This is a genomic window from Agrobacterium sp. 16-2014-1-2a, from assembly GCF_053522705.1.
The window spans coordinates 86,510-112,997 of sequence record NZ_JBNWBX010000012.1; the positions used below are offsets into that span (position 1 = coordinate 86,510).

Annotated in this window: 24 protein-coding genes; 19 read left to right on the forward strand and 5 right to left on the reverse strand. The window is 59.1% G+C overall.

The annotated features are described in order from the left end of the window. Positions 1-22: 22 nt before the first annotated feature. Together ACQZ45_RS25215 and ACQZ45_RS25220 are read right to left on the reverse strand one after the other, a co-directional pair. Positions 23-1,255 carry a hypothetical protein gene (locus tag ACQZ45_RS25215; RefSeq protein WP_013762092.1) on the reverse strand — a complete coding sequence of 411 codons (1,233 nt, stop codon included), beginning with the start codon at positions 1,253-1,255 and terminating at the stop codon, positions 23-25. 82 nt (positions 1,256-1,337) lie between these two features. After that, on the reverse strand, positions 1,338-1,964 hold the full coding sequence (locus ACQZ45_RS25220) for a ribonuclease D (RefSeq protein ID WP_004431923.1): 627 nt from the start codon (positions 1,962-1,964) through the stop codon (positions 1,338-1,340). Positions 1,965-2,146: 182 nt separating this feature from the next. Here ACQZ45_RS25220 and ACQZ45_RS25225 point away from each other — a divergent pair, with 182 nt between their 5' ends. The 8 genes from ACQZ45_RS25225 (at position 2,147) to ACQZ45_RS25260 (ending at position 10,642) form a co-directional block, all read left to right on the forward strand. After that, positions 2,147-2,761: a nucleoside 2-deoxyribosyltransferase gene (locus ACQZ45_RS25225; protein ID WP_041694659.1), complete on the forward strand. Its 615-nt coding sequence runs from the start codon at positions 2,147-2,149 to the stop codon at positions 2,759-2,761. Then, a complete protein-coding gene (locus ACQZ45_RS25230; protein WP_013762094.1) occupies positions 2,758-3,507 on the forward strand; it encodes an SDR family oxidoreductase in 750 nt (249 codons plus the stop codon). Before ACQZ45_RS25225 ends, ACQZ45_RS25230 begins: the two co-directional genes overlap by 4 nt. Positions 3,508-4,062: 555 nt before the next feature. After that, the gene (locus tag ACQZ45_RS25235; protein WP_333704546.1) at positions 4,063-5,250 is read left to right on the forward strand and encodes a M24 family metallopeptidase; all 1,188 of its coding nucleotides are present in this window, start codon (positions 4,063-4,065) and stop codon (positions 5,248-5,250) included. Between the two features lie 120 nt (positions 5,251-5,370). Then, positions 5,371-6,975 carry an ABC transporter substrate-binding protein gene (locus tag ACQZ45_RS25240; protein WP_004431933.1) on the forward strand — a complete coding sequence of 535 codons (1,605 nt, stop codon included), beginning with the start codon at positions 5,371-5,373 and terminating at the stop codon, positions 6,973-6,975. 63 nt (positions 6,976-7,038) lie between these two features. Further along, positions 7,039-8,046: an ABC transporter permease subunit gene (locus tag ACQZ45_RS25245; RefSeq protein WP_004431937.1), complete on the forward strand. Its 1,008-nt coding sequence runs from the start codon at positions 7,039-7,041 to the stop codon at positions 8,044-8,046. Next, positions 8,043-8,957, forward strand: a complete 915-nt coding sequence (locus tag ACQZ45_RS25250; RefSeq protein ID WP_004431940.1) for an ABC transporter permease subunit — start codon at positions 8,043-8,045, stop codon at positions 8,955-8,957. Before ACQZ45_RS25245 ends, ACQZ45_RS25250 begins: the two co-directional genes overlap by 4 nt. A 3-nt stretch (positions 8,958-8,960) precedes the next feature. After that, the gene (locus tag ACQZ45_RS25255; RefSeq protein WP_004431942.1) at positions 8,961-9,800 is read left to right on the forward strand and encodes an ABC transporter ATP-binding protein; all 840 of its coding nucleotides are present in this window, start codon (positions 8,961-8,963) and stop codon (positions 9,798-9,800) included. Then, complete coding sequence (locus tag ACQZ45_RS25260; RefSeq protein ID WP_333704547.1) at positions 9,797-10,642, forward strand: ATP-binding cassette domain-containing protein; 846 nt, start codon at positions 9,797-9,799, stop codon at positions 10,640-10,642. Before ACQZ45_RS25255 ends, ACQZ45_RS25260 begins: the two co-directional genes overlap by 4 nt. Positions 10,643-10,731: 89 nt before the next feature. On the opposite strand, the gene ACQZ45_RS25265 is transcribed toward ACQZ45_RS25260, so the two are convergent. Then, the gene (locus ACQZ45_RS25265; protein ID WP_333704548.1) at positions 10,732-11,406 is read right to left on the reverse strand and encodes a GntR family transcriptional regulator; all 675 of its coding nucleotides are present in this window, start codon (positions 11,404-11,406) and stop codon (positions 10,732-10,734) included. A gap of 282 nt (positions 11,407-11,688) precedes the next feature. Here ACQZ45_RS25265 and ACQZ45_RS25270 point away from each other — a divergent pair, with 282 nt between their 5' ends. Beyond that, positions 11,689-12,807 carry a mandelate racemase/muconate lactonizing enzyme family protein gene (locus tag ACQZ45_RS25270; RefSeq protein ID WP_333704549.1) on the forward strand — a complete coding sequence of 373 codons (1,119 nt, stop codon included), beginning with the start codon at positions 11,689-11,691 and terminating at the stop codon, positions 12,805-12,807. A gap of 144 nt (positions 12,808-12,951) precedes the next feature. Here the strand turns inward: ACQZ45_RS25270 and ACQZ45_RS25275 are convergent, their stop codons facing one another. After that, entirely contained in the window at positions 12,952-13,974 is a 1,023-nt protein-coding gene (locus ACQZ45_RS25275) for an LLM class flavin-dependent oxidoreductase (protein WP_013762100.1), read from the reverse strand. Positions 13,975-14,108: 134 nt separating this feature from the next. Then, positions 14,109-15,038, reverse strand: a complete 930-nt coding sequence (locus ACQZ45_RS25280) for a LysR family transcriptional regulator (RefSeq protein WP_004431950.1) — start codon at positions 15,036-15,038, stop codon at positions 14,109-14,111. A 220-nt stretch (positions 15,039-15,258) separates the two neighbouring features. On the opposite strand from ACQZ45_RS25280, the gene ACQZ45_RS25285 reads away from it, so the two are divergent. From ACQZ45_RS25285 to ACQZ45_RS25330, 10 genes are all read left to right on the forward strand, one after another. After that, positions 15,259-16,467: an ABC transporter substrate-binding protein gene (locus ACQZ45_RS25285; RefSeq protein WP_333704550.1), complete on the forward strand. Its 1,209-nt coding sequence runs from the start codon at positions 15,259-15,261 to the stop codon at positions 16,465-16,467. Between the two features lie 14 nt (positions 16,468-16,481). Beyond that, positions 16,482-17,267: an ABC transporter ATP-binding protein gene (locus ACQZ45_RS25290; protein ID WP_448742588.1), complete on the forward strand. Its 786-nt coding sequence runs from the start codon at positions 16,482-16,484 to the stop codon at positions 17,265-17,267. Between the two features lies 1 nt (position 17,268). After that, positions 17,269-17,970: an ABC transporter ATP-binding protein gene (locus ACQZ45_RS25295; protein ID WP_004431956.1), complete on the forward strand. Its 702-nt coding sequence runs from the start codon at positions 17,269-17,271 to the stop codon at positions 17,968-17,970. Positions 17,971-17,972: 2 nt separating this feature from the next. Continuing rightward, entirely contained in the window at positions 17,973-18,860 is an 888-nt protein-coding gene (locus ACQZ45_RS25300; protein ID WP_013762104.1) for a branched-chain amino acid ABC transporter permease, read from the forward strand. A gap of 1 nt (position 18,861) precedes the next feature. Continuing rightward, positions 18,862-19,869 (forward strand): branched-chain amino acid ABC transporter permease, encoded by a 1,008-nt coding sequence (locus tag ACQZ45_RS25305; RefSeq protein ID WP_019566513.1) that lies wholly within the window; start codon positions 18,862-18,864, stop codon positions 19,867-19,869. Positions 19,870-19,942: 73 nt separating this feature from the next. After that, positions 19,943-21,538, forward strand: a complete 1,596-nt coding sequence (locus ACQZ45_RS25310) for a GMC family oxidoreductase (RefSeq protein WP_333704551.1) — start codon at positions 19,943-19,945, stop codon at positions 21,536-21,538. Between the two features lie 13 nt (positions 21,539-21,551). Then, on the forward strand, positions 21,552-22,436 hold the full coding sequence (mmsB, locus tag ACQZ45_RS25315) for a 3-hydroxyisobutyrate dehydrogenase (RefSeq protein ID WP_333711331.1): 885 nt from the start codon (positions 21,552-21,554) through the stop codon (positions 22,434-22,436). After that, positions 22,433-24,388 carry an acetoacetate--CoA ligase gene (locus tag ACQZ45_RS25320; protein WP_333704553.1) on the forward strand — a complete coding sequence of 652 codons (1,956 nt, stop codon included), beginning with the start codon at positions 22,433-22,435 and terminating at the stop codon, positions 24,386-24,388. The genes mmsB and ACQZ45_RS25320 overlap by 4 nt, the downstream gene beginning before the upstream one ends. 4 nt (positions 24,389-24,392) lie before the next feature. Then, on the forward strand, positions 24,393-25,178 hold the full coding sequence (locus ACQZ45_RS25325) for a 3-hydroxybutyrate dehydrogenase (RefSeq protein WP_111802071.1): 786 nt from the start codon (positions 24,393-24,395) through the stop codon (positions 25,176-25,178). 117 nt (positions 25,179-25,295) lie between these two features. Continuing rightward, on the forward strand, positions 25,296-26,339 hold the full coding sequence (locus ACQZ45_RS25330; protein ID WP_333704772.1) for a helix-turn-helix domain-containing protein: 1,044 nt from the start codon (positions 25,296-25,298) through the stop codon (positions 26,337-26,339). Positions 26,340-26,488: the final 149 nt, after the last annotated feature.

The following is a 26,488-nucleotide window of genomic DNA, read 5'->3' on the forward strand; positions in this document are numbered from 1 at the left end:
GTGACTATCGGTAGCGGCGAGATCATGCCGCCTTCTTCTTCAGCAGTGCATAAATTCCATTGTCGTCTATCGAGATCGGCAAAATGGCGCTGCGGGCGTTATCGACGACTGCCTGAGCATCAAGCAGTTTTTCGGCGTCGTCTTTCTGATCGGCTTCCGTCTTGGTTGCGGCGTCCGTCTCTGCGGGTTCGTTGTCATTTTCAGCCGGGGCCGTTTGGCTAGATGGCGTTGCCGCGAGCACGGAGATAAGGGCGATTTCCGATGAAATATCGACCGGGCCTTGCCCGTCAGTGCCTTGCGCTTTTTCTTCGGCGGCAGCGTCTATGTGTTCCTTCACGACGTCCTGAAGTTTTTGCACATCCTCCAGCTTGCCCTGTGCGTCTCGGGTCTGGATATCCTCTTCCCGCTCCGCCGCAACTTCGGCATCGTTGATTTCGCCCATGCGGTTTTTGCCGCGTTCGGCCTGCAATTCTTCCTTGGTTTTCGGATCGGCAACGTCTTCCAGGCGCTGGATGACCTTCATCGTTTCCCGTGTCATGAATTGGGTGCCCTGCGCCTGATCGTTCAGCGCATTCTTCACGGCGCGTGCCGCATCGCCAAATGGGTTTGCGATTGCGGCGATCATCTGCTGCGCGGAAATACCAAGTTCCTTGAGGCCAGTCGATTCTTCGAGATCATTGACATTTTTGGGTGCGGTGGCGCGCACTGCCATGATTGCTTTCGACATCTGCACGCCGAAATCTTCTTCCTTGCCGCTCAGGCCGGCATTTTGGGCAATGCGTGCGGCAAGTGCTGCCATGGGCGCGGTCTTGGCAGTTACGCCGTTATTCAGGACTTCCACGACCTGCGCTTCCGAAACGCCGAAGGATTTCAGCGAAATCGTCGTGGCTTTTCCTGCCGCATCGGTTTTTTCAAAGCCGTCGGTCAGGGTCAGCGCGTCCTGAAGCCTTTGCGCGAAAGCCGCGTTCGATTCATCGTTTTCCTGGGTGATGCCAAGCGCAGACGAGAAACGGGAGACAAGCGAGGCGAAGGCATCGCCATCAGGCTTCATGGCGCCGAACAGATAGGCGCTTATCTTTTCATTGGCAACGCGATGGCTTTGGTCCGGCTGCGGCTGGGTCTTTATCGTCTCGTCTTTTTTGGTGCCGTTCGCTTTTTCCTGCTCTTCGCGATGGCGTTCCTCAATGGTTTCCACCATCGACCGCATGAGGTCGCTGACTGCAATGCTTGCCGTCTGCTGCAACGGTGTAATCATCTGGAAGTCCCCGGCCACCCAAAGTTGCGGCCGAGAATAGGCAGTTTCGGTAAATCAGTCCTTAAACGAAGCGTGAAACCGCTCAGCTATGGGCGAAGATATCCGTTTCGTCCCAGCCCAGAAGATCGAGCTTGGCACGGGTCGGCAGAAACGCGAAACAGGCATCGGCATGATCGAGGCGACCATCACGCACGAGGCGGTGGGTCAGCTTGTCGCGCAGCGCATGCAAATGCAGCACATCGGATGCAGCATATTCGAGCTGTGCGGGTGACAGTTTTTCTGCTGCCCAGTCGGACGATTGCTGCGCCTTGGAGATGTCGACTTCAAGCATTTCCTTCAGATTGTCCTTCAGCCCGTGCCGGTCGGTATAGGTGCGGGTCAGGCGGGAGGCGATCTTGGTGCAGAAAACCGGCGTCGTCGTCACACCGAACGTGTGGAAAAGAACGGCGATATCGAAACGGCCATAGTGAAAAATCTTCTGCCGGGCAGGGTCTGCAAGCATATGGGTGAGGTTTGGAGCCTCCTTCTGGCCGGCGGCGATGCGGATGACATCCGCCGTACCGTCTCCAGGAGAAAGCTGAACGACACAGAGACGGTCGCGGCGTGGCACCAGCCCCAGCGTTTCCGTATCGATTGCGATGGCGCCAAGGTAGCGTGCGGCATCTGCGGCGGAAATATCGCCTTCGTGATAACGGATGGTTGCTGCCATTGTCTTGCTCCGGGAATGTCCAGTTTGTTGCTCCGGCTATAACGGAAAGACAGGTTCGACGATACCGTTTTGTAGGTCGCTCCGACGCGCCTTGGCGCATGTCCGCTTGGTACTTGCGTTTGCGAAAGTCTCCGGGTTAGGTTTGCGGAAATCCTGTTTCTCCAAATTGTATGAAATTTCCTATGACAAAGAAAATCTATCTCGCCGGGCCGGAGGTCTTCCTCCCGAATGCCCGTGAAATGCTCGACCTCAAGGCCTCGCTTGCACGCGAGGCCGGGTTTACGCCGCTTTCGCCGGGCGATTTGGAAATTCCGCCCGCGGACACGAAAATCGGCCACGGCTGCAACATCAATGCCATAGACGAGCGGATGATGCTGGAAGCGGATGCGGTCATCGCCAATCTCACGCCGTTTCGCGGCATCGCCGCCGATACGGGAACGAGCTACGAACTGGGGTTCATGTGCGCGCTGGGCAAGCCGGTTTTCGCCTACACCAATGTCGCGGCCAATCACTTCACCCGCATCAAGGCGCAATATAACGGTGTTGCCGCAATCGATGAAACAGGGCGCTATCGCGGCCCGGACGGTTTGTCGATCGAGAATTTCGACATGGTCGACAATCTCATGCTGCACGGCGGAATTTTGCGGCGTGGCGGCGTCGTCATCGTTGGCAACGCGACGGCAGAGGCCCTTTATACGGATCTCGAGGCGTATAAGCGCTGTCTGGCGGCCGCCGCTGAAAAATTACTGACACAGACTGATCCCGACAGAACGAATTTAGTGGAGACATCATCATGAGCGGTACCATCCTCATCACCGGCGCCACGTCCGGCTTCGGACAGGCCACGGCGCGGCGTTTCGTCAAGGAAGGCTGGAAGGTCATCGGCACAGGTCGGCGGGCGGAACGGCTGGAGGCGCTGGCGCAAGAACTCGGCTCCGCCTTTCACGGCGCTGCCTTCGATGTTACCGACGAAGATGCCACTAGAAAGGCACTTGCGGCTTTGCCGGAAGGTTTCCGGGACATCGATATTCTCGTCAACAATGCGGGGCTTGCGCTCGGCACCGCACCTGCACCGCAGGTGCCGCTGAAAGACTGGCAGACCATGGTGAACACCAACATCACCGGTCTTTTGAACATCACCCACCATCTTTTGCCCACGTTGATCGACCGCAAGGGCATTGTCATCAACCTTTCCTCGGTAGCTGCGCACTGGCCCTATGCGGGCGGCAATGTCTATGCCGGAACGAAAGCCTTCCTGCGGCAATTCTCGCTCGGTCTGCGCTCCGACCTGCATGGCAAGGGCGTGCGCGTCACCTCGATCGAACCGGGCATGTGCGAAACGGAATTCACGCTTGTTCGCACCGGCGGCAATCAGGATGCCTCGGACAATCTTTACAAGGGCGTCAATCCGATCACGGCCGAGGATATCGCCAATACGATCCATTGGGTCGCCTCGCAGCCCAAACATATCAACATCAACAGCCTCGAACTCATGCCGGTCAACCAGTCCTTTGCCGGTTTCCAAGTGCATCGGGAAAGTTGATTTCCAACGTTTTCTGCGGGAGTGCTAAAAAACAAAGCAGGAATTTTCGAGCTATGCAAAAATGCAATGCTGCATTGCGAGACTTGCTCTGTTAAAAATCGCGGATACCGCTATATTCAAATCATCGAAGCGACGCACTCCTCCTCCCAGTGTCGCTCGATGCGGATCGGTGGTACTCCTCCTCCCAATCACCGATCAAGTTTGAAGCCTGCCGCACCTCCTCCCGCGGCAGGCTTTTTCCTTTTCTGGGCTTCTTTTTCCGATGCATCTTGCGGTGAGGTTTCTGCGCGCCGTCTGCGCCCGGATGACCGATACCCCGCTTTTCCCCTTAAGTTTCCGGGGGATTTCTGATTTTCCCGTCAAGGCGATGATTGTCGAAATCGGGCGCGTGTCGATCACGATTTCGTTATGTCTAGATGAATATGCACAGTTTTGTGGCGGTGCGTGGTGTTGGCCCATTGCTTAGGCCCCGGCCTGTGTTTAAGCATTGGCAAAAGAACGCTTGGGAGTTGCTGACACGCTTGTGTCTGTGCGCCTGAAAGCGGCGGGGAGAGAATGGCAGACTTTCAAGAGGCGCTGAAGCGGTTTCAGCCGATCGCGGTTTCATCGATCGCTGAAGACGAGCTCGGGTTGCGGTTGCGCGGCCTGCAAGCGCAGCTAATCCAGCAAAATATCAAGGCGGTCTGGCTCGATGCATCATCGTCGCTGACCTATTATACTGGCCTGTCGCTTGGTCTTTCGGAGCGCATTCACGGCGCCCTGGTGCCGGCAGAAGGCAAGCCGGTCTATGTCAGTCCGGCATTTGAGGAGCCGAAACTACGGACGATGATCCGTATCGAGGGCGAAGTTGCCGTCTGGGAAGAGGATGAAAGTCCTTTTGACCTGATGGCAAAGCGCATCGAAGCGCTCGGCTGTCCCGGCCACCTTGTCGCGATCGATCCTGCCACTCCTTTCGTTTTCGCATCGGCCCTGATGCAGCGTCTGGAAGGCCGCATCATTTCCGCCCAACCGATGATCGTCGGCCAGCGGCAGGTCAAATCCGCAGCCGAGATTGCCATCATCCAGGCGGCGATGGATGCGAGCTACGGCGTGCAGAAGGCCGTGTTCGAGGGGCTGCGTCCCGGCATATCCACCACGGAAGTGGGCGACTTCGTTAACGCCGCACATGTTGCGCTTGGCATGAAGCCGCTTTTCGTGGCGGTTCAGTTCGGCGAGGCGACGGCTTATCCGCATGGCGTGCCCTATGCGCAGACGCTTGTTGACGGCGACATGGTGCTGGTCGATCTCGGCGGCATCCTTCATGGCTATCGTTCGGATATCACCCGCACCTATGTGTTCGGCCAGCCGACGGAACGGCAGCGTTTTCTCTGGAACGCCGAGCGGGACGCGCAGGCTGCTGCCTTTGACGCGGCCCGGGTCGGGGCTGCCTGCTCGGACGTGGACAAGGCCGCGCGCGACAGCCTGAAAGCGGCCGGTTTTGGGCCGGATTATCAGGTTCCGGGTCTACCGCATCGCACCGGCCATGGGCTTGGACTGGATATTCACGAAGAACCCTATATCGTTGCAGGAAATGCCACGGCACTTCAGCCGGGAATGTGCTTTTCCATCGAGCCGATGCTCTGCGTTTATGGGGAATGCGGCGTCCGTCTCGAGGATATAGCTTATATGACGGAGGCGGGACCACGCTGGTTCTGCCCGCCGGAAAAGAACCTCGACCGGCTGTTCCAGCCGGTCGCCGGGTAATTGGTCGGGAGGCACAGGACCGAACGGCGACACGGGGCTCCGCGTCGTCGCTGACCAGGACAGGTAGGCCCCTTAAAACGGGGTCGCATAAACTCAGAAAAAGAGGGAAAGGACCACCAGATGAAAACGCTGACCCGCAGTTTGCTTATAGCCTCTGCGCTTGCGATGGCTTCCGCCGTGCCCGCCATGGCGAAGACCTTCGTTTATTGCTCCGAGGCATCTCCGGAAGGCTTCGATCCTTCGCCTTACACCGCCGGCGGCACCTTCGATGCCTCCGCGCATCCGGTCTACAACCGTCTGACCGAGTTCAAGAAGGGCACGACCGAAGTTGAGCCAGGCCTTGCCGAAAAGTGGGAAGTTTCGAGCGATGGCCTCGAATACACGTTCCACCTGCGCAAGGGCGTAAAGTGGCACTCCAACGAGAAGTTCACGCCAAGCCGCGATTTCAACGCCGATGATGTGATCTTCAGCTACAACCGCCAGGGTGACACAAAGAACCCGTGGAACCAGTATATCGCAGGCATCACCTACGAATATTACAACTCCATGGAAATGCCGTCGCTGATCAAGGAAATTGTCAAGGTTGACGATTACACCGTGAAGTTCGTGCTGACCCGTCCTGAAGCACCGTTCCTTGCCAATATCGCGATGCCTTTCGCTTCGATCGTTTCGAAGGAATATGCTGATACGCTTGATAAGGCCGGCACCAAGGAAGACTTCAACAACCTGCCGATCGGCACCGGCCCGTTCAAGTTCGTCGCCTATCAGAAGGACGCGGTCATCCGCTACCAGAAGAACGCCGACTACTGGGGCGAAGCTCCCAAGATCGACGATCTGATCTTCGCAATCACGCCGGACGCTGCCGTTCGTCTGCAGAAGCTGAAGGCTGGCGAATGCCACCTTATGCCTTATCCGGCCCCGGCCGACCTCGCCACCATTCGTGCCGATTCCAACCTCAAGCTCGATGAACAGCCGGGCCTGAACGTTGCCTACTTCGCCTACAACACCACCGTTGCACCTTTCGACAAGCCGGAAGTCCGCAAGGCGCTGAACATGGCGATGAACAAGCAGGCGATCATTGACGCCGTATTCCAGGGTGCCGGCACGGTTGCCAAGAACCCGATCCCGCCGACGATGTGGTCCTACAACGACAGCATCAAGGACGATCCTTACGATCCGGAAGCTGCCAAGAAGGCTCTCGAAGCCGCTGGCGTCAAGGATCTGACGATGAAGATCTGGGCGATGCCGGTTCAGCGTCCATACATGCCGAATGCCCGCCGCACCGCCGAGCTGATCCAGTCGGATTTCGCGAAGGTTGGCGTCAAGGCCGAGATCGTCTCCTTCGAATGGGGTGAATACCTCAAGAAGTCGACTGAAGTGAACCGCGATGGTGCCGTCATCCTTGGCTGGACCGGCGACAACGGTGACCCTGATAACTTCATGGGCGTTCTGCTTTCCTGCGCTGCAACCGGCGAAGGCGGTGCAAACCGTGCTCAGTGGTGCAACAAGGAGTTCTCCGAACTGCTTTCCAAGGCAAAGCAGACCACTGACGTTGCCGAGCGCACCAAGCTTTATGAGCAGGCGCAGGTGATCTTCAAGGAACAGGCTCCGTGGGCGACGCTTGCGCACTCCACGCAGTTCGTTCCGATGTCCGCCAAGGTTTCCGGCTTCACCATGAGCCCGCTTGGCGACTTCACCTTCGAATCCGTCGATATCGCTGAGTAATCCCAAACAACAGGACGCGCGGAAGAACTCAGGTTCTTTCGCGCGTCTTTTCAGGAAAAAACCATGATCCGGTTCATTTTCGGCAAACTTCTCTATCTCGTTCCGACATTTCTCGGGATTACCATCGTTGCCTTTGCCTTCGTTCGCGTCCTGCCGGGCGATCCCGTGCTGTTGATGGCGGGTGAGCGCGGCATTTCGCCCGAGCGGCATGCACAACTTGCCGAACAGCTCGGCTTCAGCCAGCCTATCTGGCAGCAATATCTCCATTTTCTGGGGCGGCTGCTTCAGGGTGATCTCGGCAATTCGCTGGTCACCAAGAAACCCGTTCTGACCGAGTTCCTGGCGCTCTTCCCCGCGACAGTCGAGCTTGGCCTCGTCGCCATCATCCTCGCCACACTGATCGGTGTGCCGGTCGGCGTCATCGCAGCCATCCGCCGTGGCTCGTGGTTCGACCAGATCTCCATGACGACGGCGCTGGTTGGCTTCTCCATGCCTATCTTCTGGTGGGGCCTGCTGCTCATCATCATGTTCTCCGGCATCCTGCAATGGACACCGGTGTCGGGCCGTATCTCGTTGATGTATTTCTTCCCTTCCGTCACCGGTTTCATGCTGATCGACAGCCTGATTTCGGGGCAGAAGGGTGCTTTCGCTTCGGCTCTGTCACATCTCATCCTGCCTTCGGTGGTGCTTGCCACCATCCCGCTTGCAGTTATTGCCCGCCAGACACGGTCGGCAATGCTCGAAGTCCTCGGTGAGGATTATGTGCGGACAGCGCGTGCAAAGGGCATGTCGCCGTCCCGTGTCGTCGGCGTTCACGCATTGCGCAACGCCATGATCCCGGTCATCACCACCATCGGCCTGCAGATCGGTGTGCTGATGGCGGGTGCAATCCTGACCGAAACCATCTTCTCCTGGCCGGGCATCGGCAAGTGGATGATCGATTCCATCTCGCGCCGCGACTATCCGGTCGTGCAGAGCGGCCTGCTTCTGATCGCGGGTCTGGTGATGATCGTCAACCTGCTTGTCGATCTCACCTATGGCCTCATCAATCCAAGGATCCGTCACAAATGAGCGATGTGACCACAGCTCCCGGCGTCAGGCTTTCCGACGCCGCCATCCGCCGCCGGATGATCGCCGATTTCTGGTTCTACTTCCGCCAGAACCGTGGCGCCGTCGTCGGCCTTGCCGTCTTCCTTCTTCTGGTTCTGATCGCGGTTTTCGCAGCCGTGATTGCCCCGCATGACCCGACCCAGCAATATAGAGACGCGTTGCTCGTCCCGCCGGTCTGGCAGGATGGAGGCCGTACCGCATTCCTGCTCGGCACCGACGCTGTCGGCCGCGACATGCTGTCCCGACTGATCTATGGCGCGCAATATTCACTGTTCATCGGCGTCGTCGTTGTTTCCATCGCCCTTGTCGGCGGCATTGTCATCGGTCTCGTCGCCGGCTTCTTCGGCGGCTGGGTGGACACTGTCATCATGCGCGTGATGGACGTCATCCTGGCGTTTCCATCGCTGCTTCTGGCACTGGTGCTGGTTGCGATCCTGGGTCCGGGGTTGACCAACGCCATGATCGCGATTGCCATCGTCTATCAGCCGCATTTCGCGCGGCTGACGCGTGCAGCTGTCATGAGCGAGCTTCGGCGTGAATATGTCACCGCCGCCCGTGTGGCGGGTGCCGGCAATTTCCGGCTGATGTTCAAGACGATTTTGCCGAATTGCCTTGCGCCGTTGATCGTGCAGGCAACGCTCTCCTTCTCATCTGCCGTTCTCGATGCGGCGGCTCTCGGCTTCCTCGGCATGGGCGCGCAGCCGCCCGCATCCGAATGGGGCACGATGCTGGCCGAAGCCCGCGAGTTCATCCTGCGCGCCTGGTGGGTCGTTACCCTTCCCGGCCTGACGATTCTCGTATCGGTGCTCGCCATCAACCTGATGGGTGACGGGCTGCGCGATGCGCTCGATCCCAAACTGAAGCGGAGCTAAGCGATGAGCCTGCTGAAAATCAAGAACCTCACCGTCAAGTTCGCCACCGCCACCGGCGCGTTCACGGCCGTCAACGGCATCGACGTCTCCGTGGACAAGCATGAAGTGCTGGCCATCGTCGGCGAGTCCGGTTCCGGCAAGTCGGTATCCATGCTCGCCGTCATGGGGCTTTTGCCCGATACGGCGACGATCACCGCCGACGAGATGATCTTCGACGGCATAAACCTGCTGGCCATGTCGCCGCAGGAGCGCCGCAAGCTGATCGGCCGTGAAATCACCATGATCTTCCAGGAGCCGGTTGCCTCGCTCAACCCGTCCTTTACGGTCGGTTTCCAGATCGAGGAGGTGCTGCGCCTCAATCTCGGCATGGGCCGGTCTGCGGCGCGTGCACGCGCACTGGAGCTGTTCCGGTCCGTCGGTATTCCCGATCCGGAAACCAAGCTCAATGCCTATCCGCACCAGATGTCCGGCGGTCAATGCCAGCGTGTGATGATCGCCATCGCCATCGCTTCCAAACCGCGTCTCTTGATCGCCGACGAGCCGACCACCGCGCTCGACGTGACGATCCAGAAACAGATCCTCGATCTGTTGATGGATCTGCAGGAAGAATACGGCATGGCACTGATCCTCATCACCCATGACATGGGTGTCGTGGCCGAAACAGCAGACCGCGTGGTCGTGCAGTATAAGGGCCGCAAGATGGAGGAAGCGGATGTGCTGAGCCTGTTTGAGGCCCCGCAACATCCCTATACCAAGGCATTGCTTTCCGCGCTGCCGGAACATGCGACCGGCGACCGCCTGCCCACGGTTTCCGACTTCTTCGGCAAGGAGGGCGTTCAATGAGCATCGTTGTCGAAGGCAAGGGCATTACCCGCCATTATCACGTTCCGGGCGGCCTGTTCGGCGGAGCAAAGACCGTGCAGGCGCTGAAAGGCATCGATTTTGCCGTCGAGCGCGGCAAGACGCTCGCCATCGTCGGCGAGTCCGGTTCCGGCAAATCGACGCTTGCGCGCATCATCGCGCTGATCGACCCGGCATCCGGTGGCGAGCTGAAGATCGACGGCCAGCCGGTCGATATCGCAAAGCGCCGTCCCGGCACGGACATGCGCTCCAAGGTGCAGATGGTGTTCCAGAACCCCTATGGTAGCCTCAATCCGCGCCAGAAGGTTGGCGACGTGCTGATGGAGCCGCTTGTCATCAACACCAAAATGCCGGCGTCCGAGCGTCGTGAGCGGGCTGAAGCCATGCTCGTGAAGGTTGGACTGGGTCCCGAACACTTCAACCGATATCCGCACATGTTCTCTGGCGGCCAACGGCAGCGCATCGCGATTGCGCGGGCGCTGATGCTCAACCCCGCACTTCTGGTGCTGGACGAGCCTGTCTCGGCACTCGATCTTTCAGTGCAGGCGCAGGTGCTGAACCTGCTGAGAGACCTCCAGGAAGAGTTCGAGCTGACCTACGTCTTCGTCAGCCACGACCTTTCCGTCGTTCGCTATATCGCCGATGACGTCATGGTTATCTCGAAGGGTGTAGCCGTGGAGCAGGGCACGCGCGAGGAACTATTTGCCGGTCCGAAGCACGCCTATACGCGTCAGCTTTTTGCCGCCACTCCGGTAACGGATGTAGACGCCATCCGCGCCCGCGTAGAGCGCCGGAAGGCGGCACGGCAGGCTGCGACGGCTTGAGATCGACGATTGACCGATGAATAAGTGGAACAGGCCGGATTTCCGGCCTGTTGTTTTTTCAGGGCTTCAAAAGATTGCGGGGGGTACGCTCAGGCGCCGGCCTCTCTCAGCAGACGCACCTGCCGCAGCGTATTCTGCCGGCTACGCTCCAGATGGCGCCATAGGGCGTCGATAATCTGGGCCTTGCTGCGGGCGGCTATGGCGTCGGCAATATTCTGGTGTTCCTCGACAGAGCGGGCGTAGTCGCCAAGGATCGATACGAAAACCGTGTGGGTCTGGTCGAGAATGCGCCCATGCGTGCCGGAAATGACCGGAATGCGCGCGGCCGAAACAAGGGCCGTGTGGAAGCTGCGATCGTGAAACAGCGCTTTGGAGAGATCGTCCAGCGTCGCGCTCTTGGCAAATTCGCGGTGTTTCGCAAGGCTTTCCAGAAGCTGCGTATGCAAGGCTTCGTCCAGCTGCCCGGCATCGAAGGCCACTTCCACAGCGCCTTTTTCCAGCAGCATTCTGGCGGCGTAGAGTTCTTCCACATCCTCCACGGTAAAATCGCGCACTACCATGCCGCGCCTTGAGGAATTGACCACCAGCCCGTCTGCCTCGAGTTTCAGGCATGCTTCCTTGACCGGCGTGGGGCTGATGCCGAGATCGGCGGCAAGTTCGTTGGGCAACAGCCGTTCGCCGCCGCGCAATCTGCCGCTGACGATGCGCGCCCGCAGTTCCTGATGCGCTTGGTCGGCGAGCGTGACTTTGATCAGTGTGTTCATGGCAACACCATCGCCTACCCGCGAGTGACAGGCAATGACAGAATATAAAAAATAAAAAATTTTTTATTTTACAATGGTCGATTTTGCTTTAGCTGTATCCGTCATCGGAAGCTGGCTGCTGGAGGAGGGTGGCCGGGCAACCCCTGAGGCTTCATCTCCTGCGGTCATTGATCGCGGGGCAGTGGCGACATTCCACTGGTTGATCGGTGGAGCTTCGATCAGAACGGAACTTCCGTTTATTCCTCCCCAAAGGCTGCTCAAGCGTCGAGGAATTGACCGATCATGAAAATAACCGCTGTCGAACCTTTCATCCTGCATCTGCCGCTGACATCGGAATCCATTTCCGATTCCACCCACAGCATCACCCATTGGGGCGTCGTCGGCGCAAAAATTACGACGAGTGACGGCCTTGAGGGTTACGGCTTCACCGGCACCCATGCGCACCTGCCGTCCGACCGGTTGATCACATCCTGCATCAGCGATTGCTATGCGCCTCTGCTGATCGGCGAGGATGCATCCGAACATTCGCGGCTGTGGACAAAACTTGCCCGTTATCCGTCCCTGCAATGGGTCGGCCGCGCGGGCATTACCCATCTGGCGCTGGCTGCGGTCGATGTGGCGCTCTGGGATCTGAAGGCGAAGAAGGCCGGCGTGCCACTCTGGCAATACCTCGGCGGCGCGCGCACCACAGGGGTCGAAGCCTACAATACCGACATAGGCTGGCTTTCCTTCAATCTCGAAAATCTGCTGGCGGGCAGCGCCAGGGCAGTTGAAGAGGAAGGTTTTACCCGCCTGAAACTCAAGGTCGGGCACGATGATCCAAATATCGATATCGGACGCCTCGCGGCGGTGCGCAAGCGTCTCGGCTCCGCCGTACGCATCGCTATCGATGGCAACGGCAAGTGGGATCTGCCGACATGCCAGCGCTTCTGCGCGGCGGCAAAGGATCTGGATATTTATTGGTTCGAAGAACCGCTCTGGTACGACGATGTGACCAGCCATGCGCGGCTGGCACGCAACACATCCATTCCCATCGCTCTCGGAGAGCAGCTTTATACGGTGGATGCGTTCCGGTCATTTATCGATGCGGGCGCGGTTGCCTATGTCCAGCCGGATGTAACCCGGCTTGGCGGCATCACCGAATATATCCAGGTCGCTGACCTCGCGCTCGCCAATCGCCTGCCTGTCGTTCCGCATGCCGGTGAGATGAGCCAGGTGCATGTGCATCTGAGTTACTGGCATCCGGCATCGACCATCCTCGAATATATTCCGTGGATCAAGGACCATTTCGAAGAGCCGATCCATGTTCGCGATGGTGTTTACAAGCGCCCGGAGCATCCCGGCGCCAGCACCACGCCTTTGGCCGAAAGCATCGCCCGCTACGGCAAAGCGGTGAAATGAATCAGAGGCGTTCAGCCCGGATTGCATCGGCCACGGGGCGTCGGCGCCGTCAAAGGAATCGTGCGCTATCGAAGACTTGATCGCACCGTCACCCAGAACCTAATCCGGGGTGACGGTGTGGGCATGATGCAGGTTTTGCCAGACTTAGCGCCAGCCGAGTGCAGGAGCCACCTGTTTGAGGATCGTCTCGATAACATGGGCGTTGTAGTCGACGCCCAGCTGGTTCGGCACGGTCAGCAACAGTGTGTCGGCCTCGGCGATGGCTTCGTCGGCTTTTAGCTGCTCGATCAATGCTTCCGGTTCGGCGGCGTAGCTGCGCCCGAAGATCGCGCGCGTCTTGTCGTCGATGTAACCGATCTTGTCGTCACCCTCGCTGCCGTAACCGAAATAGGATCGGTCGCGATCGTTGACGAGAGCGAAGATGCTGCGGCTGACCGACACGCGAGGCTCGCGGGCGTGTCCAGCCTCTTTCCATGCGGCGCGGTAAGCACGGATCTGTTCGGCCTGCTGCACATGGAAGGGTTCGCCGGTCTCATCCGTTTTCAGGGTGGAGCTTTGAAGGTTCATGCCAAGCTTCGCCGCCCAAACGGCCGTCGCATTGGAGCTGGAACCCCACCAGATGCGCTCGCGCAACCCTTCGGAGTGCGGCTCCAGCCGCAGCAGGCCGGGCGGGTTGGGAAACATCGGCCGAGGGTTCGGCTCGGCGAAACCTTCGCCCTTCAGAAGCTCGAGGAAGACTTCGGTGTGCTGGCGCGCCATGTCCTCCTCGGTCTGGCCCTCGGCAGGGCGGTAGCCGAAATAGCGCCAGCCGTCGATCACCTGTTCGGGAGAACCGCGACTGATGCCGAGTTGCAGGCGTCCGCCGGCGATGAGATCGGCTGAACTCGCATCCTCCACCATGTAAAAGGGGTTCTCATAACGCATGTCGATGACGCCGGTGCCGATCTCGATACTTTTCGTTCTTGCGCCAACGGCGGCAAGCAGCGGAAAAGGTGATCCCAACTGGCGGGCGAAGTGGTGGACACGGAAATAAGCGCCGTCGGCGCCGAGTTCTTCCGCAGCAACGGCCAGGTCTATCGATTGCAGCAGGGTGTCTGCAGCAGAGCGGGTCTGCGACTGGGGCGAGGGCGTCCAGTGTCCGAAGGATAGAAATCCGATCTTTTTCATGATGACCTTCCAAATGTTTAGGCTGCAGCTGACTTGAGCCGGCATCGTTATTGTCAGTCATATAGGCTGCAGTGCGGATTCTCCAATCCGCCACGCGTAGACACGGTGTCGCCGAAATGTGAACGACGGTCGTTTCAGGCGATCGTCTTGCGGTCGAGGATGAAGAGATTTTGGTGGGCGCGCGCCGTCGTGAGAATAAAATCCATCAGCGAGCGCACGCGCGGCACATTGGCAAGGTCCTGATGGCTCGTCAGCCAGTAACCCCGCCGCAGTTCCACTTCACCTGCCAGCACCATCTGCAGGTCCGGAAAGCGTGCGGCGATGAAGTTGGGCAATATGCAAAGGCCACGTCCGCTCAGCGTTGCAGTCAACTGCGCAAAAATGCTTGATGACTGGAAGTTGGGTCGGAGGCCGGGCATTACGTCGCGCATGTAATCGAGGCCAGGCGAGAAGATCAGATCCTGCACGTAACCGATAAAGAAATGATCGGGCAAATCTTCGCGCCGGGTGATTTTCGGGTGGCTGGCAAGATAGGAACGCGATGCGTAGATATGCAGCGTGTAATCGACGATCTGTTCGTTGATGTAGGGGCCTGCTTTCGGCGGATCGAGTGTGACCGCCACATCCGCTTCTTTCTTCGACAATGCCATGATCTGCTGGATCGTAACCATCTCCACCATGATGTGCGGATGGGTGACGGCGAAGTCTTTCAACCTTTCCACGAAGAAAAAGTTGGAAAAACCTTCAGGCGCACTGAGCCTGACCACGCCGCGCAGCAGGCTGCCGCTTTCGGAAATATCCGATTGCAATCTTTCCGCTTCCGCCTCGATGCGCTCGACGGTATCGACCAGGCGCCGCCCGACCGTCGTCAGTTCGTAACCACGTGGATTTCGCTCGAACAGTTTGGTTTTAAGCGAGAATTCCAGCCGGTCGATGTGGCGGGAGACGGTGGCGTGGCTGGTGCGCAGGCTACGCGCTGCCGATGAAAGTTGTCCGGTGCGGGCCACCGCCAGAAAATATTGCAGGTCGTCCCAGGTAAAAGGCGTGGCCAATTCGGTCTCCATTGCGAGGTCTGTTCAAAAATGAACAGTTCCTGTTCGCAATTTGATGATGCCCCGCTCTTGTGTCAACGGCCGAATTCGAGAAGTCTACATAGGGAGGCGCTGCTTTGAGGAGGGTGGCGCGACCGTTGTGATGCAAAACCGTGGGACGATCGCCATGCGCCTTCGTTCACCGTTGCACAGACCTATCTGAGGCTCGCAATCATCTCTGGGAGGAGAAGTCATGCGCAAGAGTATCGTTTTATCCACGGCCATGGCACTGGCGGCAGGCACCGCCGCTTACGCTGCCGAGATTTCGGACGGCAAGGTCAAGATCGGCATCTTGAACGACCAGTCGGGCGTCTACGCCAATTTTGGCGGCAAATACTCTTATGAGGCCGCGAAGATGGCGGTCGAGGATTTTGGCGGCAAGGTGCTGGGCGCGCCAGTGGAAGTGGTAACGGCTGACCACCAGAACAAGGCGGATGTCGCCTCCAACATCGCCCGGCAGTGGTACGACACCGAACAGGTCGATTCGATCATGGAACTGACCTCTTCCTCGGTGGGCCTTGCCGTGCAGGCTCTCTCGAAGGACAAAAAGAAGATCACCATCAACACGGGCGCTGCGACCACGGAACTGACGGGCAAGCAGTGCAGCCCCTATGGTTTCCACTGGGCCTACGACACCTATTCGCTGGCAGTCGGCACAGGCGGTGCGCTGGTGAAACAGGGTGGCGACAGCTGGTTCTTTCTGACTGCGGATTACGCCTTCGGTTATTCGCTGGAAGAAAACACGTCCAACTTCGTCAAGGCCAATGGCGGCAAGGTGCTGGGTTCCGTGCGCCATCCGCTGGCCTCTACGGATTATTCCTCCTTCCTGTTGCAGGCGCAGTCATCAGGCGCGAAGGTCATCGGCCTTGCCAATGCCGGTCTCGACACCTCCAACGCCATCAAGCAGGCCGCTGAATTCGGTATCGTTGCGGGCGGGCAGCGGCTGGCGGCCCTTCTCTTTACGCTTGCCGAAGTGCACGGCCTCGGTCTCGAAGCGGCTCAGGGCCTGACGCTGACGGAAGGGTTCTATTGGGACCGCGACGATGAATCGCGCAAATTCGGCGAACGGTTCAAAGAACGCACCGGCGCCATGCCGAACATGGTCCACGCTGGTACCTATTCCGCCGTGCTGCATTACCTGAAGGCCATCGATAAGGCCGGCACCGACGATGCTGACGCCGTGGCAAAGGCCATGAAGGAAATGCCTGTCAACGACGTCTTCTCGAATGATGGCCATGTGGCCGCCAATGGCCGCATGATCCACGACATGTATCTGATGGAAGTGAAGAAGCCGGATGAGAGCAAGCAGCCGTGGGACTACTACAAGGTGCTTGCCACGATCCCCGGCAAGGAAGCCTTCATGGACCCCGCAAAAAGCGGTTGCCCGCTGGTAACGCAGTAAAAAGGGGGAACTTCATGATGATCGCTCCCGCCCCTGCCGGTCAGGGGGAACCCCGCGTCGTGCTTTCGGCGCGCGGTCTCTCCAAGACCTTCGGCGCATTCGCGGCCGTGAAAAACGTCGATCTCGACGTCCATCATGCCCGCGTGCATGCACTTATTGGTCCGAACGGCGCCGGAAAAACCACGGTCTTCAACCTGTTGACCAAGTTTCTCCAGCCGACAGGCGGGGCGATCACCTTCATGGGAACGGATATAACAAAGACGCCGCCGGACAAGGTGGCGCGGCTCGGTCTCGTCAGGTCTTTCCAGATATCGGCGGTGTTTCCGCATCTGACGGTTCTTGAGAACGTGCGGGTGGCGTTGCAGCGGCCGAATAACCTTTCAACGCAATTCTGGCTGCCGCTCTCTTCACTCGACAGGCTCAATGCACGTGCCGAGGAGTTGATCGCAACGGTTGGCCTGACACGGGAAAAAAATGCACTTGCGGCCGATCTTTCATACGGTCGCAAGCGCGTTCTTGAAATCGCCACCACGCTTGCGCTCGACCCGAAGGTATTGCTTCTCGATGAGCCGATGGCGGGCATGGGTGGCGAGGATGTCGCGCATGTCGCCGATCTCATCCGCGAAGTGGCCAAAACGCGCGCGGTGCTGATGGTCGAACACAATCTGAAGGTAGTGGCGGATATCTGCCATCAGGTCACGGTGCTGCAGCGGGGCGAAATTCTGGCGGAAGGCGATTACGCCACCGTATCCGCCGATCCGCGCGTGCGTACGGCCTATATGGGCACGGAGGAGGCGTGATATGGCGGCAATGCTCGAAGTCTCCAACCTGAAATCCTGGTACGGCGAAAGCCAGGCGCTGCACGGCGTCGATCTGACTGTCGGCGAAGGCGAAACCATCACCATTCTCGGGCGCAATGGGGTTGGCAAGACCACGACGCTGCGCACCATCATGGGCATCATCCGCAACCGCAAGGGCGTGATCAAGCTCGGCGGCAAGGATCTGATGCCGGTGCCGTTGCATCGCACCGCGAAATACGGCCTCGGTTTCGTGCCGGAAGAGCGCGGCATCTTCGCGACACTGAGCGTCGAGGAAAATCTGAAACTTCCGCCCGTCGTCGCATCCGGCGGCATGACGCTCGATGAAATCTACGAGCTGTTTCCCAATCTTTATGAACGTCGGGCGAGCCCCGGCACCAAGCTTTCCGGCGGCGAACAGCAGATGCTGGCCATGGCGCGCATCCTGCGCACAGGGGTCAAGGTTCTCCTGCTCGATGAACCGACCGAAGGGCTTGCGCCTGTAATCGTGCAGCGCATCGGCGAGGTGCTGAAGACCTTGAAAAGTCGTGGCATGACCGTGGTTCTGGTCGAGCAGAATTTCCGCTTCGCCAGCCGCATCGCGGATCGTTTCTACCTGATGGATCATGGCCAGATGGTCAGCAATTTTCCGGTGGGCGAGCTTTCCGGCCGCATGGGCGAACTCAATAAAGTGCTGGGGGTTTAACGATGACGATGCTCTTCGGCGTTCCGGTTCAGGCCCTGCTCGGGCAATTGCTGATCGGCCTCATCAACGGGTCGTTTTATGCGCTCCTTTCGCTCGGCCTTGCCGTCATTTTCGGCCTGCTGCGCGTCATCAATTTCGCCCATGGCGCCCAATATATGCTTGGCGCTTTCGTCGCCTTTCTCGGCCTGCAATATTTCGGCATCAGCTTCTGGTGGGCACTGTTGGTGACGCCGCTTGTCGTTGCACTTTTCGGCGCGATCATCGAGCGCCTGCTACTGTCGCGGCTTTACGATCTCGATCCGCTGTATGGGCTGCTCTTCACCTTCGGCCTGGCGCTGGTGGTGGAAGGCACGTTCCGCTGGCTTTACGGTGCGGCGGGTCAACCTTATTCGGTTCCGCGGGAGCTTGCAGGCGGCACCAATCTCGGTTTCATGTTTCTGCCGAACTACCGCGCTTTCGTCGTCGTCATCTCGCTTGTCGCCTGCATCGCCACCTGGGCGTTGATCGAAAAGACGAGGCTCGGTTCCTATCTGCGGGCGGCGACGGAAAATCCGACACTGGTGCAGGCCTTCGGTATCAACGTGCCTGTGCTCCTGACGCTGACCTACGCGCTGGGCGCGGGCCTTGCCGGTTTCACCGGCGTGCTGGCCGCGCCGATCTATCAGGTCTCACCGCTGATGGGCACCAACCTCATCATCGTCGTCTTCGCCGTCGTCGTGGTCGGCGGCATGGGGTCGATCATGGGCGCCATCGTCACCGGCTACATGCTGGGTATCGCTGAAGGCCTGACCAAGGTGTTCTACCCGGAAGCGTCCAACATCGTCATCTTCGTCATCATGGCCTTTGTGCTGCTCATCCGCCCCGCCGGACTTTTCGGAAAGGACGCCTGATATGTCCAAAGCCACTCACAACCCGACAGCCGGCGCGATGCCGCAGGCCGAGGTTTCCGCAACCGCTGGAACCATCAAGACCGTGCTGATACTGGCAGGACTGGCCGTGCTGATCGCTGCACCGATGTTCGTTTATCCGATCTTTCTGATGAAGCTGCTTTGCTTCGCGCTGTTTGCCTGCGCCTTCAATCTGCTGATCGGTTACACCGGGCTGCTTTCCTTCGGCCATGCGGCATTTTTCGGCGGCGCTGCCTATTTCACCGCCTATTCGGTGAAGGAATGGGGCGTCACGCCCGAGATCGGCCTCCTCATCGGCATGGCGGGTGCCGCCCTTCTTGGCCTCGTCATCGGCTTTTTCGCCATTCGCCGGCAGGGCATCTATTTCGCCATGATCACGCTTGCCTTGTCGCAGATGTTTTATTTCTTCTGCCTTCAAGCACCCTTCACCCATGGTGAGGACGGGTTGCAGGGCGTGCCCCGTGGACACCTCTTCGGCCTTCTCGATCTCAACGCGCCGCTGAACATTTACTACACGGTGCTTGCCGCCTTCGTGCTGGCACTTCTCGTCATCTGGCGTTTCGTCAACTCGCCCTTCGGCATGATCCTGAAATCCATCCGCGAAAACGAGCAGCGCGCCATTTCTCTTGGATACAGCGTGCAGCGTTACAAGCTTGGTGCTTTCGTCATGTCGGCGGCGCTTGCCGGTCTTGCGGGCGGCCTGAAGGCGCTGGTGTTCCAGTTCGCAACCTTGACCGATGTGGCCTGGCAGATGTCGGGCGAGGTTATCCTGATGACCCTGCTCGGCGGTATTGGCACCATGATCGGCCCGATCTTCGGTGCGGGGCTTGTCGTCGCACTGCAGAACTATCTCGCGACATCCGATTTCCCGGTCACCATCATCACCGGCCTCGTTTTCATGGCCTGCGTTCTGGTGTTCCGGCGCGGCCTGATCGGTGAATTTTACGCTTCGCGGCTCGGGCGAAAACTGGGTTTTCAGCACCGAGGATAAGAATTTTTTGAAACAGGGGGAAGGCTCCTCCGCGTCCGGGGCGACGCGGCAAGGGCGCCCCATGGAGAATAGCATGGCGGAATTTGACTATATCGTCATCGGAGCGGGAAGTGCGGGATGCGTTCTCGCCAACCGCCTCTCGAAAGACCCGAACAATCGCGTCCTGCTGCTGGAAGCGGGTGGCAACGATAATTATCATTGGATCCATATTCCGGTCGGTTATCTCTATTGCATCAACAATCCGCGCACCGACTGGTGTTTCAAGACGGCGGAAGAACCTGGGCTTAACGGAAGGTCGTTGATCTATCCTCGCGGCAAGGTTCTCGGCGGCTGCTCCTCCATCAACGGCATGATCTATATGCGCGGTCAGGCCCGCGACTACGATGTCTGGCGTCAACTCGGCTGCGAGGGTTGGGGATGGGATGATATCCTGCCCTATTTCCTGAAGTCGGAGGATTTTTATCGCGGCAAGGGAGACATGCATTCCACCGGCGGCGAATGGCGGGTGGAGAAGGCGCGCGTGCGCTGGGATGTGCTTGATGCCTTTCAGCAGGCGGCGGGTGAGGCCGGCATTCCTGCGACCGAAGATTTCAACCGGGGCGACAATGAAGGCGCCGGTTATTTCGATGTGAACCAGCGGTCGGGCTGGCGCTGGAACACGGCCAAGGCCTTTTTGAAACCGGCGCTTGGCCGCCGGAATTTGACAGTCATGACCAAGGCCCATGTCAAGCGTCTCATTGTCGAAGAGGGCCTGGTCACAGGCGTCGAGTTTCACCACGACGGAGTCTTGAAAAAGATGCGTGCACGGCGCGAAACGGTGCTTTCGGCAGGTGCAGTCGGTTCACCACACATTCTGGAGCTTTCCGGCGTCGGCCGCGGCGACGTGTTGCAGGCCGCCGGTATCGACACAGTGACGGAAGTTCAAGGTGTGGGCGAGAACCTGCAGGATCATCTGCAATTACGCATGGTCTATAAGGTTTCAGGCGTCCTGACGCTGAATGAGAGGGCCTCCACCCTGTTCGGAAAGGCAAGGATCGGCCTCGAATATGCTTTGACCCGCTCCGGGCCGATGTCGATGGCGCCGAGCCAGCTTGGTGTCTTCACCCGTTCCTCTCCGGAAAAGGAGACCGCGGATCTGGAATATCATGTCCAGCCGGTGTCACTCGACAAGTTTGGTGATCCGGTTCACACTTTTCCGGCCATTACAGCAAGTGTCTGCAACCTGCGGCCGGAAAGCCGAGGCTCAGTGCATGTGAAAGGACCGGATTTCGCCATGCAGCCGGAAATCCGACCGAATTATCTGTCGACGGAAGGCGACCGCCGGGTAGCCATCGATTCCATGCGGCTGACGCGCCGCATCGTCAACCAGCCCGCCTTTTCGCGGTTCAAGCCGCAGGAATACCGGCCCGGCCCTTCTTTTGAGAATGACGACGATCTGGCCCGCGCTGCGGGCGATATCGGCACGACCATATTCCACCCCGTCGGCACCCTGCGCATGGGCTCCGATGCCGAAAGCGTTGTCGATACGCGGCTGAAATTCCGCAAGCTTGCTGGGCTGCGTGTGGCGGACGCCTCCATCATGCCGAGGATCACGTCCGGAAATACCAATTCGCCAACGATCATGATTGCCGAAAAGGCTGCCGACATGATCCTTGCGGATAATCGCTAAGAGGAGCGTTCCCATGAAGACCGTCGCTTTTATCGGACTTGGCCATATGGGCCTGCCGATGGCCGCCAATCTCGTCAAGGCCGGTTATGCCGTCAGGGGTTTCGACCTTTCCGAGGCATGCCGCGCGGCGGCGAGGGAGGCCGGAATTCCCGTCGCTTTTGATTCTGTCGAAGCCATTGATGCGGCAGAAGTGATCGTAACCATGCTGCCGAAGGGGGAACATGTTGTTTCGGTATATGGCGATCTGGTGCAGAAAATAGCTGCCGGAACGCTTCTCATCGATTGCTCGACGGTGGATATGGACAGTGCCCTGAAGGCACACGAGCTTGCCGCTTCCGCCCGTTGCCCCTCCGTCGACGCGCCTGTATCTGGCGGTACGGGCGGTGCCAGTGCCGGCACCTTGACCTTCATGTGTGGCGGAGAGGCCGAGGCTTTCTCGGCGGCCAAGCCGGTGCTGGAAGCCATGGGCAAGAAGATCGTCCATTGCGGCAAGGGCGGCAACGGCCAGGCGGCCAAGATCTGTAACAACATGATCCTCGGCATTTCCATGATTGCGGTTTCCGAGGCCTTCGTGCTGGGCGAAAAACTCGGCCTTTCACATCAGGCGCTGTTCGATGTCGCCTCCACCTCATCGGGTCAATGCTGGTCGCTCACCACCTATTGCCCGGTGCCGGGACCAGTGCCGACATCACCTGCGAACAATGATTATCAACCGGGTTTCGCTGCGGCGCTGATGCTGAAGGATTTGCTACTCTCGCAGGCGGCCGCGAATGGAGCCGGCGTTGCCACTCCACTCGGCGCCGCAGCATCGACGCTTTATGAGAACTTCGTGGGTGAGGGCGGTGGCGCGCGTGATTTCTCCGCAATCGTCGAAATGCTACGCGGAGGCGAGGCATGATGGACGCCACGCCGTCGGATATTCTGTGGGTACCGCCAATGGAAAGGCTGGAGCACTCGGCGCTTTTTGCCTTTGCCAAAAGGACCGCATCGCTGCATGGGCTTTCGGCTGATGATTATTCCGGCCTGCTGCGCTGGTCCATTGAGGCACCGGATGCCTTTTACAATGCCCTGTGGGACGAGCTGGGGATCATCGGCACGCGCGGCGAAAGGGCCTTCAAGCCTGGCGCGACCATGCGGGAAGCCGAGTTTTATCCCGGCGCGAGGCTCAATTATGCCGAAAACCTGCTGCGCGATGCCGATGAACGGTTGGCGATCATCGCCCATCGCGATGATGGCACGCGGCGTAAAATCAGCCGCAGGCAGCTTTATGCGGATGTCTCCCGCATGGTGCAGGCGCTTGTCCACGCAGGCGTGAATGAAGGCGATCGTATCGGCGCTATCGTCACCCACGATATCGAGGCGGTCGTCGGTTATCTGGCAACGAGCGCCATCGGAGCCATCTGGTCGTCCTGTTCACCGGATTTCGGCCCGGCGGGAGCGTCCGACCGGCTCTCGCAGATCGATCCGAAAATCCTCATCGCCGTGCCGGAATACGGTTATGCCGGCAAGCGGATCGATGTCGGACCGACCATCCGCGCGGTGGTGGAAAGCGCTGCCCCTCAAAAGATCGTGCTGATTGGTGACGTTGTTCCCGTCAGCCTTTCCGATCTCGGCTGCGTGACGTTGAATGATTTCGTTTCGCCCTTTGAGCCGGGTGAAATCGCGTTCAACCGGCTGCCGGTCAAGGCGCCGCTGGCGATCCTTTATTCCTCCGGCACCACCGGCAAGCCGAAATGCATCACCCATTCCGGCGGTGGCCTGCTTCTTCAGCATATGAAGGAGCAGAAGCTGCAATGCGATATCAGGCAAGGCGAACGTTTCTTCTATTTCACCACCTGCGGCTGGATGATGTGGAACTGGCAGGTGTCCGGCCTGGCGCTTGGCGCCACCCTCCTCACCTATGACGGCAACCCCGGTTATCCGTCGCCCGCGCGGCTGATCGATCTCATTGACGCCGAACGGATCGCGACCTTCGGAACATCGGCCAAATTTATCGACGCATGCCTGAAGGCAGGGTTGAAACCGCGCGAAACCCATGACCTTTCATCCCTTCGGACAATCCTTTCCACCGGCTCGCCGCTCATCCCGCAATCCTTCGATTATATCTATCGCGACTGGAAGGCCGATCTGCATCTCGCCTCCATTTCCGGCGGCACGGATATATGCGCCTGTTTCCTTGGCGGCAATCCGCTGCAACCTGTTCACCGTGGGGAGCTGCAGGGCGCGATGCTCGGTATGGATGTCGATACCCTGGACGATGAAGGCCATCCCGTTCGCGGCGTGGCTGGTGAGCTCGTCTGCCGCAATGCCCATCTTTCCATGCCGGTCAAATTCTGGGGCGATGAGGACGGTTCTCGTTATCAGGCTGCCTATTTCGATCGCTTCCCAGGCATCTGGGCGCATGGCGATTTTGCCGAAATGCGTGCCACCGGCGGATATGTCATCCACGGGCGCTCGGATACGACGCTCAATCCCGGTGGGGTTCGCATCGGTACGGCGGAAATCTACCGTCAGGTGGAAGCAGTGCCGGAGGTCGAGGAAGCGATTGCCGTGGGTCAGGACATTGACGGTGACCAGCGGGTTATCCTCTTCGTGCGCCTTAAAGAGGGTGCAGCGCTGACGGAGGAACTCGAAAAGACCATCCGTACGCGCATCCGCTCGGGTGCTACGCCACGGCATGTTCCGGCAAGGATCATTGCCGTCACGGCCATTCCCCGTACCCGCTCGGGCAAGATTTCCGAAATCGCAGTTCGCGACACCATTCATGGCAGGCCAGTGAAAAACACCGACGCGCTCGCCAATCCCGAAGCGCTCGAGCTTTTCCGCAACCTGCCGCAACTGAAGGATTAGGATGATGGAGGATCAACCGAAAACCGTTCTGGTCACCGGCTCCACCAGCGGCATTGGCCTTGCCATCGCCAAACGTTTTGCCGAGGCGGGATTTCTCGTCGCCGTCCACGGCATAGAAACCGTGGAGGCGGCGACGCAGGCACTGGAGGCGGTTACGAAGGTAGCGCGGCACCGGCCGGTCTATTTTTCTGCCAACCTCGCCAATTATGACGAGAGTGCACATCTGCCGGAAACCGTCATTGCCGAATTCGGTCACATCGACGTGCTCGTCAACAATGCGGGTATCCAGAAGGTCGCGCCGATCGACGAATTCGATTTCGCCGATTTCTCCCATATTGTCGCGATCTCCCTCGACAGTGCTTTTCATACGATCCGTGCAGCCCTGCCGGGCATGAAGGAAAGGGGTTGGGGGCGCATCGTCAATATTGCTTCCGCGCACGGGTTGCGCGCCTCACCCTTCAAGGGTCCCTATGTGGCGACGAAACACGCCGTGGTGGGCCTGACGAAAAGCGTGGCGCTGGAAGTGGCCGAACTTGGCATTACCTGCAACGCCATCTGCCCCGGTTACGTCTGGACGCCACTCGTCGCGGCGCAGGTTGCCGATCAGGCGCGCCTGCATGGCATGGGCGAGGATGAGGTGGTGAAGAAGGTGATGCTTGCGCCGCAGCCGACTCGACGTTTCGTGCAGCCGGAGGAAGTGGCGGAGATGGCGCTTTACCTCACCGGCGATATGGCGCGCTCCATCACCGGCACCACCATTTCCATCGATGGCGGCTGGACCGCTAAATAATTTTCGCGCATCCGGTTCAAGCGAACGATCTGCCATCCTTCCGGTATTGTGAGGCGATTTCAATACTGTATAGTTTTGCGTGCGGCGGGGTCAGCGCCGTGTTCACGGAACAGCGGTATTATGCACACAGGGTTTTCGGAAGCTCCGTTCGCGCGTTCGCGTTTCGATACACGCCATGTGCCGAAGCGCGACGCCATGGCGCTGTGGCGGGATTCGATCAACGTGCTTTTTGATACCCGCCTGCGCAGATCGCAGGATGACGGGTTTTTTGCCAGTGTCGATGCCGCCTTCATCGGCAATGTCGCGCTTGGCCGCACCCAGTCCTCGGCGCAGGATTTCGACCGCTCGCGCCACAAGATTGCCCGGGACGGGATGGACGGCTTTCTCCTGCAATTTTACGCCAGCGGTCAAAGCATGTCGCGGCGCGGAGCGGGCGAGACTGCCGGCCCGGGCGATCTCTACATCATTGACATGGCGCAGCCGCTGGCCACAGCCACAACCGATCACGATCATCTGAGCCTTGTCGTGCCGCGCCGGCTGCTGGAAGGCAGGCTCATCGGTTCCGGCAATAATCACGAGCGCGTGCTGCCGGCCGGTTTGCCCCTGGTATCTCTGCTGCGGGAAACGATGACCAGCGTTTACCGCCACTTTGACGTCATGAACGCCAATGACGGCGCGGCCACGGTCTCGCCATTGCTGGAGCTTGCCGCGGCTGCCATCAATAATCATGTCCGGGAAGACAATGCGCAGGGTGTTCAGCGGGCGCTGCGAGCATCCATCAGGCGCTATATCGACAATCACCTGCTCGATCCGGCCTTGTCGGTGGAAAAGGTCATGGGCGAGTTCGGCGTATCGCGACGCACCGTCTACCGGCTTTTCGAACCGCTGGGCGGGTTTTCGGCCTGTATCACCCATAGGCGCCTCGAACGGGCAATGGATTTCCTGCGGGCGCCGCAGTCGGCCCATATGACGATAGCCGAGGTGGCGGCGTCCTATGGCTTCACCAACCCGGAAAATTTCAGCCGCGTTTTCAAGAAGGCCTTCGGCCTGTCGCCGCGTCAGATGCGGCATTTCGCATCCGAAAACCGCGATACCATACCGGATATTATCAAACCGGATAGCGCAGAGTGGACACGCTGGATCGTGCAGCTCGGTCGCTGACGCGATTGTTTCGAAGCCGATCTGACACTGTATGACGGAATGTTGGCACAATCCGACCATTCGTTCCGCTTGTACCTCCGCAGGGATGCGCTTGCGCGGCGGGCGTGCCACAGTGCGGACGTTGTTTTTAATAGATATTTCGCCTGACA

Excerpts from the sequence above, each read along its gene's own strand:
- ACQZ45_RS25260 (WP_333704547.1), top strand. The coding sequence starts at position 9,797 with ATGAGCATCGTTGTCGAAGGCAAGGGCATTACCCGCCATTATCACGTT.
- ACQZ45_RS25225 (WP_041694659.1), top strand. The coding sequence starts at position 2,147 with ATGACAAAGAAAATCTATCTCGCCGGGCCGGAGGTCTTCCTCCCGAAT.
- ACQZ45_RS25295 (WP_004431956.1), top strand. The coding sequence starts at position 17,269 with ATGGCGGCAATGCTCGAAGTCTCCAACCTGAAATCCTGGTACGGCGAA.
- ACQZ45_RS25280 (WP_004431950.1), bottom strand. The coding sequence starts at position 15,038 with ATGGAGACCGAATTGGCCACGCCTTTTACCTGGGACGACCTGCAATAT.
- ACQZ45_RS25255 (WP_004431942.1), top strand. The coding sequence starts at position 8,961 with ATGAGCCTGCTGAAAATCAAGAACCTCACCGTCAAGTTCGCCACCGCC.
- ACQZ45_RS25270 (WP_333704549.1), top strand. The coding sequence starts at position 11,689 with ATGAAAATAACCGCTGTCGAACCTTTCATCCTGCATCTGCCGCTGACA.
- ACQZ45_RS25265 (WP_333704548.1), bottom strand. The coding sequence starts at position 11,406 with ATGAACACACTGATCAAAGTCACGCTCGCCGACCAAGCGCATCAGGAA.
- ACQZ45_RS25235 (WP_333704546.1), top strand. The coding sequence starts at position 4,063 with ATGGCAGACTTTCAAGAGGCGCTGAAGCGGTTTCAGCCGATCGCGGTT.
- ACQZ45_RS25320 (WP_333704553.1), top strand. The coding sequence starts at position 22,433 with ATGATGGACGCCACGCCGTCGGATATTCTGTGGGTACCGCCAATGGAA.
- ACQZ45_RS25285 (WP_333704550.1), top strand. The coding sequence starts at position 15,259 with ATGCGCAAGAGTATCGTTTTATCCACGGCCATGGCACTGGCGGCAGGC.
- ACQZ45_RS25250 (WP_004431940.1), top strand. The coding sequence starts at position 8,043 with ATGAGCGATGTGACCACAGCTCCCGGCGTCAGGCTTTCCGACGCCGCC.
- ACQZ45_RS25275 (WP_013762100.1), bottom strand. The coding sequence starts at position 13,974 with ATGAAAAAGATCGGATTTCTATCCTTCGGACACTGGACGCCCTCGCCC.
- mmsB (WP_333711331.1), top strand. The coding sequence starts at position 21,552 with ATGAAGACCGTCGCTTTTATCGGACTTGGCCATATGGGCCTGCCGATG.
- ACQZ45_RS25215 (WP_013762092.1), bottom strand. The coding sequence starts at position 1,255 with ATGATTACACCGTTGCAGCAGACGGCAAGCATTGCAGTCAGCGACCTC.
- ACQZ45_RS25245 (WP_004431937.1), top strand. The coding sequence starts at position 7,039 with ATGATCCGGTTCATTTTCGGCAAACTTCTCTATCTCGTTCCGACATTT.
- ACQZ45_RS25240 (WP_004431933.1), top strand. The coding sequence starts at position 5,371 with ATGAAAACGCTGACCCGCAGTTTGCTTATAGCCTCTGCGCTTGCGATG.
- ACQZ45_RS25305 (WP_019566513.1), top strand. The coding sequence starts at position 18,862 with ATGTCCAAAGCCACTCACAACCCGACAGCCGGCGCGATGCCGCAGGCC.
- ACQZ45_RS25230 (WP_013762094.1), top strand. The coding sequence starts at position 2,758 with ATGAGCGGTACCATCCTCATCACCGGCGCCACGTCCGGCTTCGGACAG.
- ACQZ45_RS25325 (WP_111802071.1), top strand. The coding sequence starts at position 24,393 with ATGGAGGATCAACCGAAAACCGTTCTGGTCACCGGCTCCACCAGCGGC.
- ACQZ45_RS25300 (WP_013762104.1), top strand. The coding sequence starts at position 17,973 with ATGACGATGCTCTTCGGCGTTCCGGTTCAGGCCCTGCTCGGGCAATTG.
- ACQZ45_RS25220 (WP_004431923.1), bottom strand. The coding sequence starts at position 1,964 with ATGGCAGCAACCATCCGTTATCACGAAGGCGATATTTCCGCCGCAGAT.
- ACQZ45_RS25310 (WP_333704551.1), top strand. The coding sequence starts at position 19,943 with ATGGCGGAATTTGACTATATCGTCATCGGAGCGGGAAGTGCGGGATGC.
- ACQZ45_RS25290 (WP_448742588.1), top strand. The coding sequence starts at position 16,482 with ATGATGATCGCTCCCGCCCCTGCCGGTCAGGGGGAACCCCGCGTCGTG.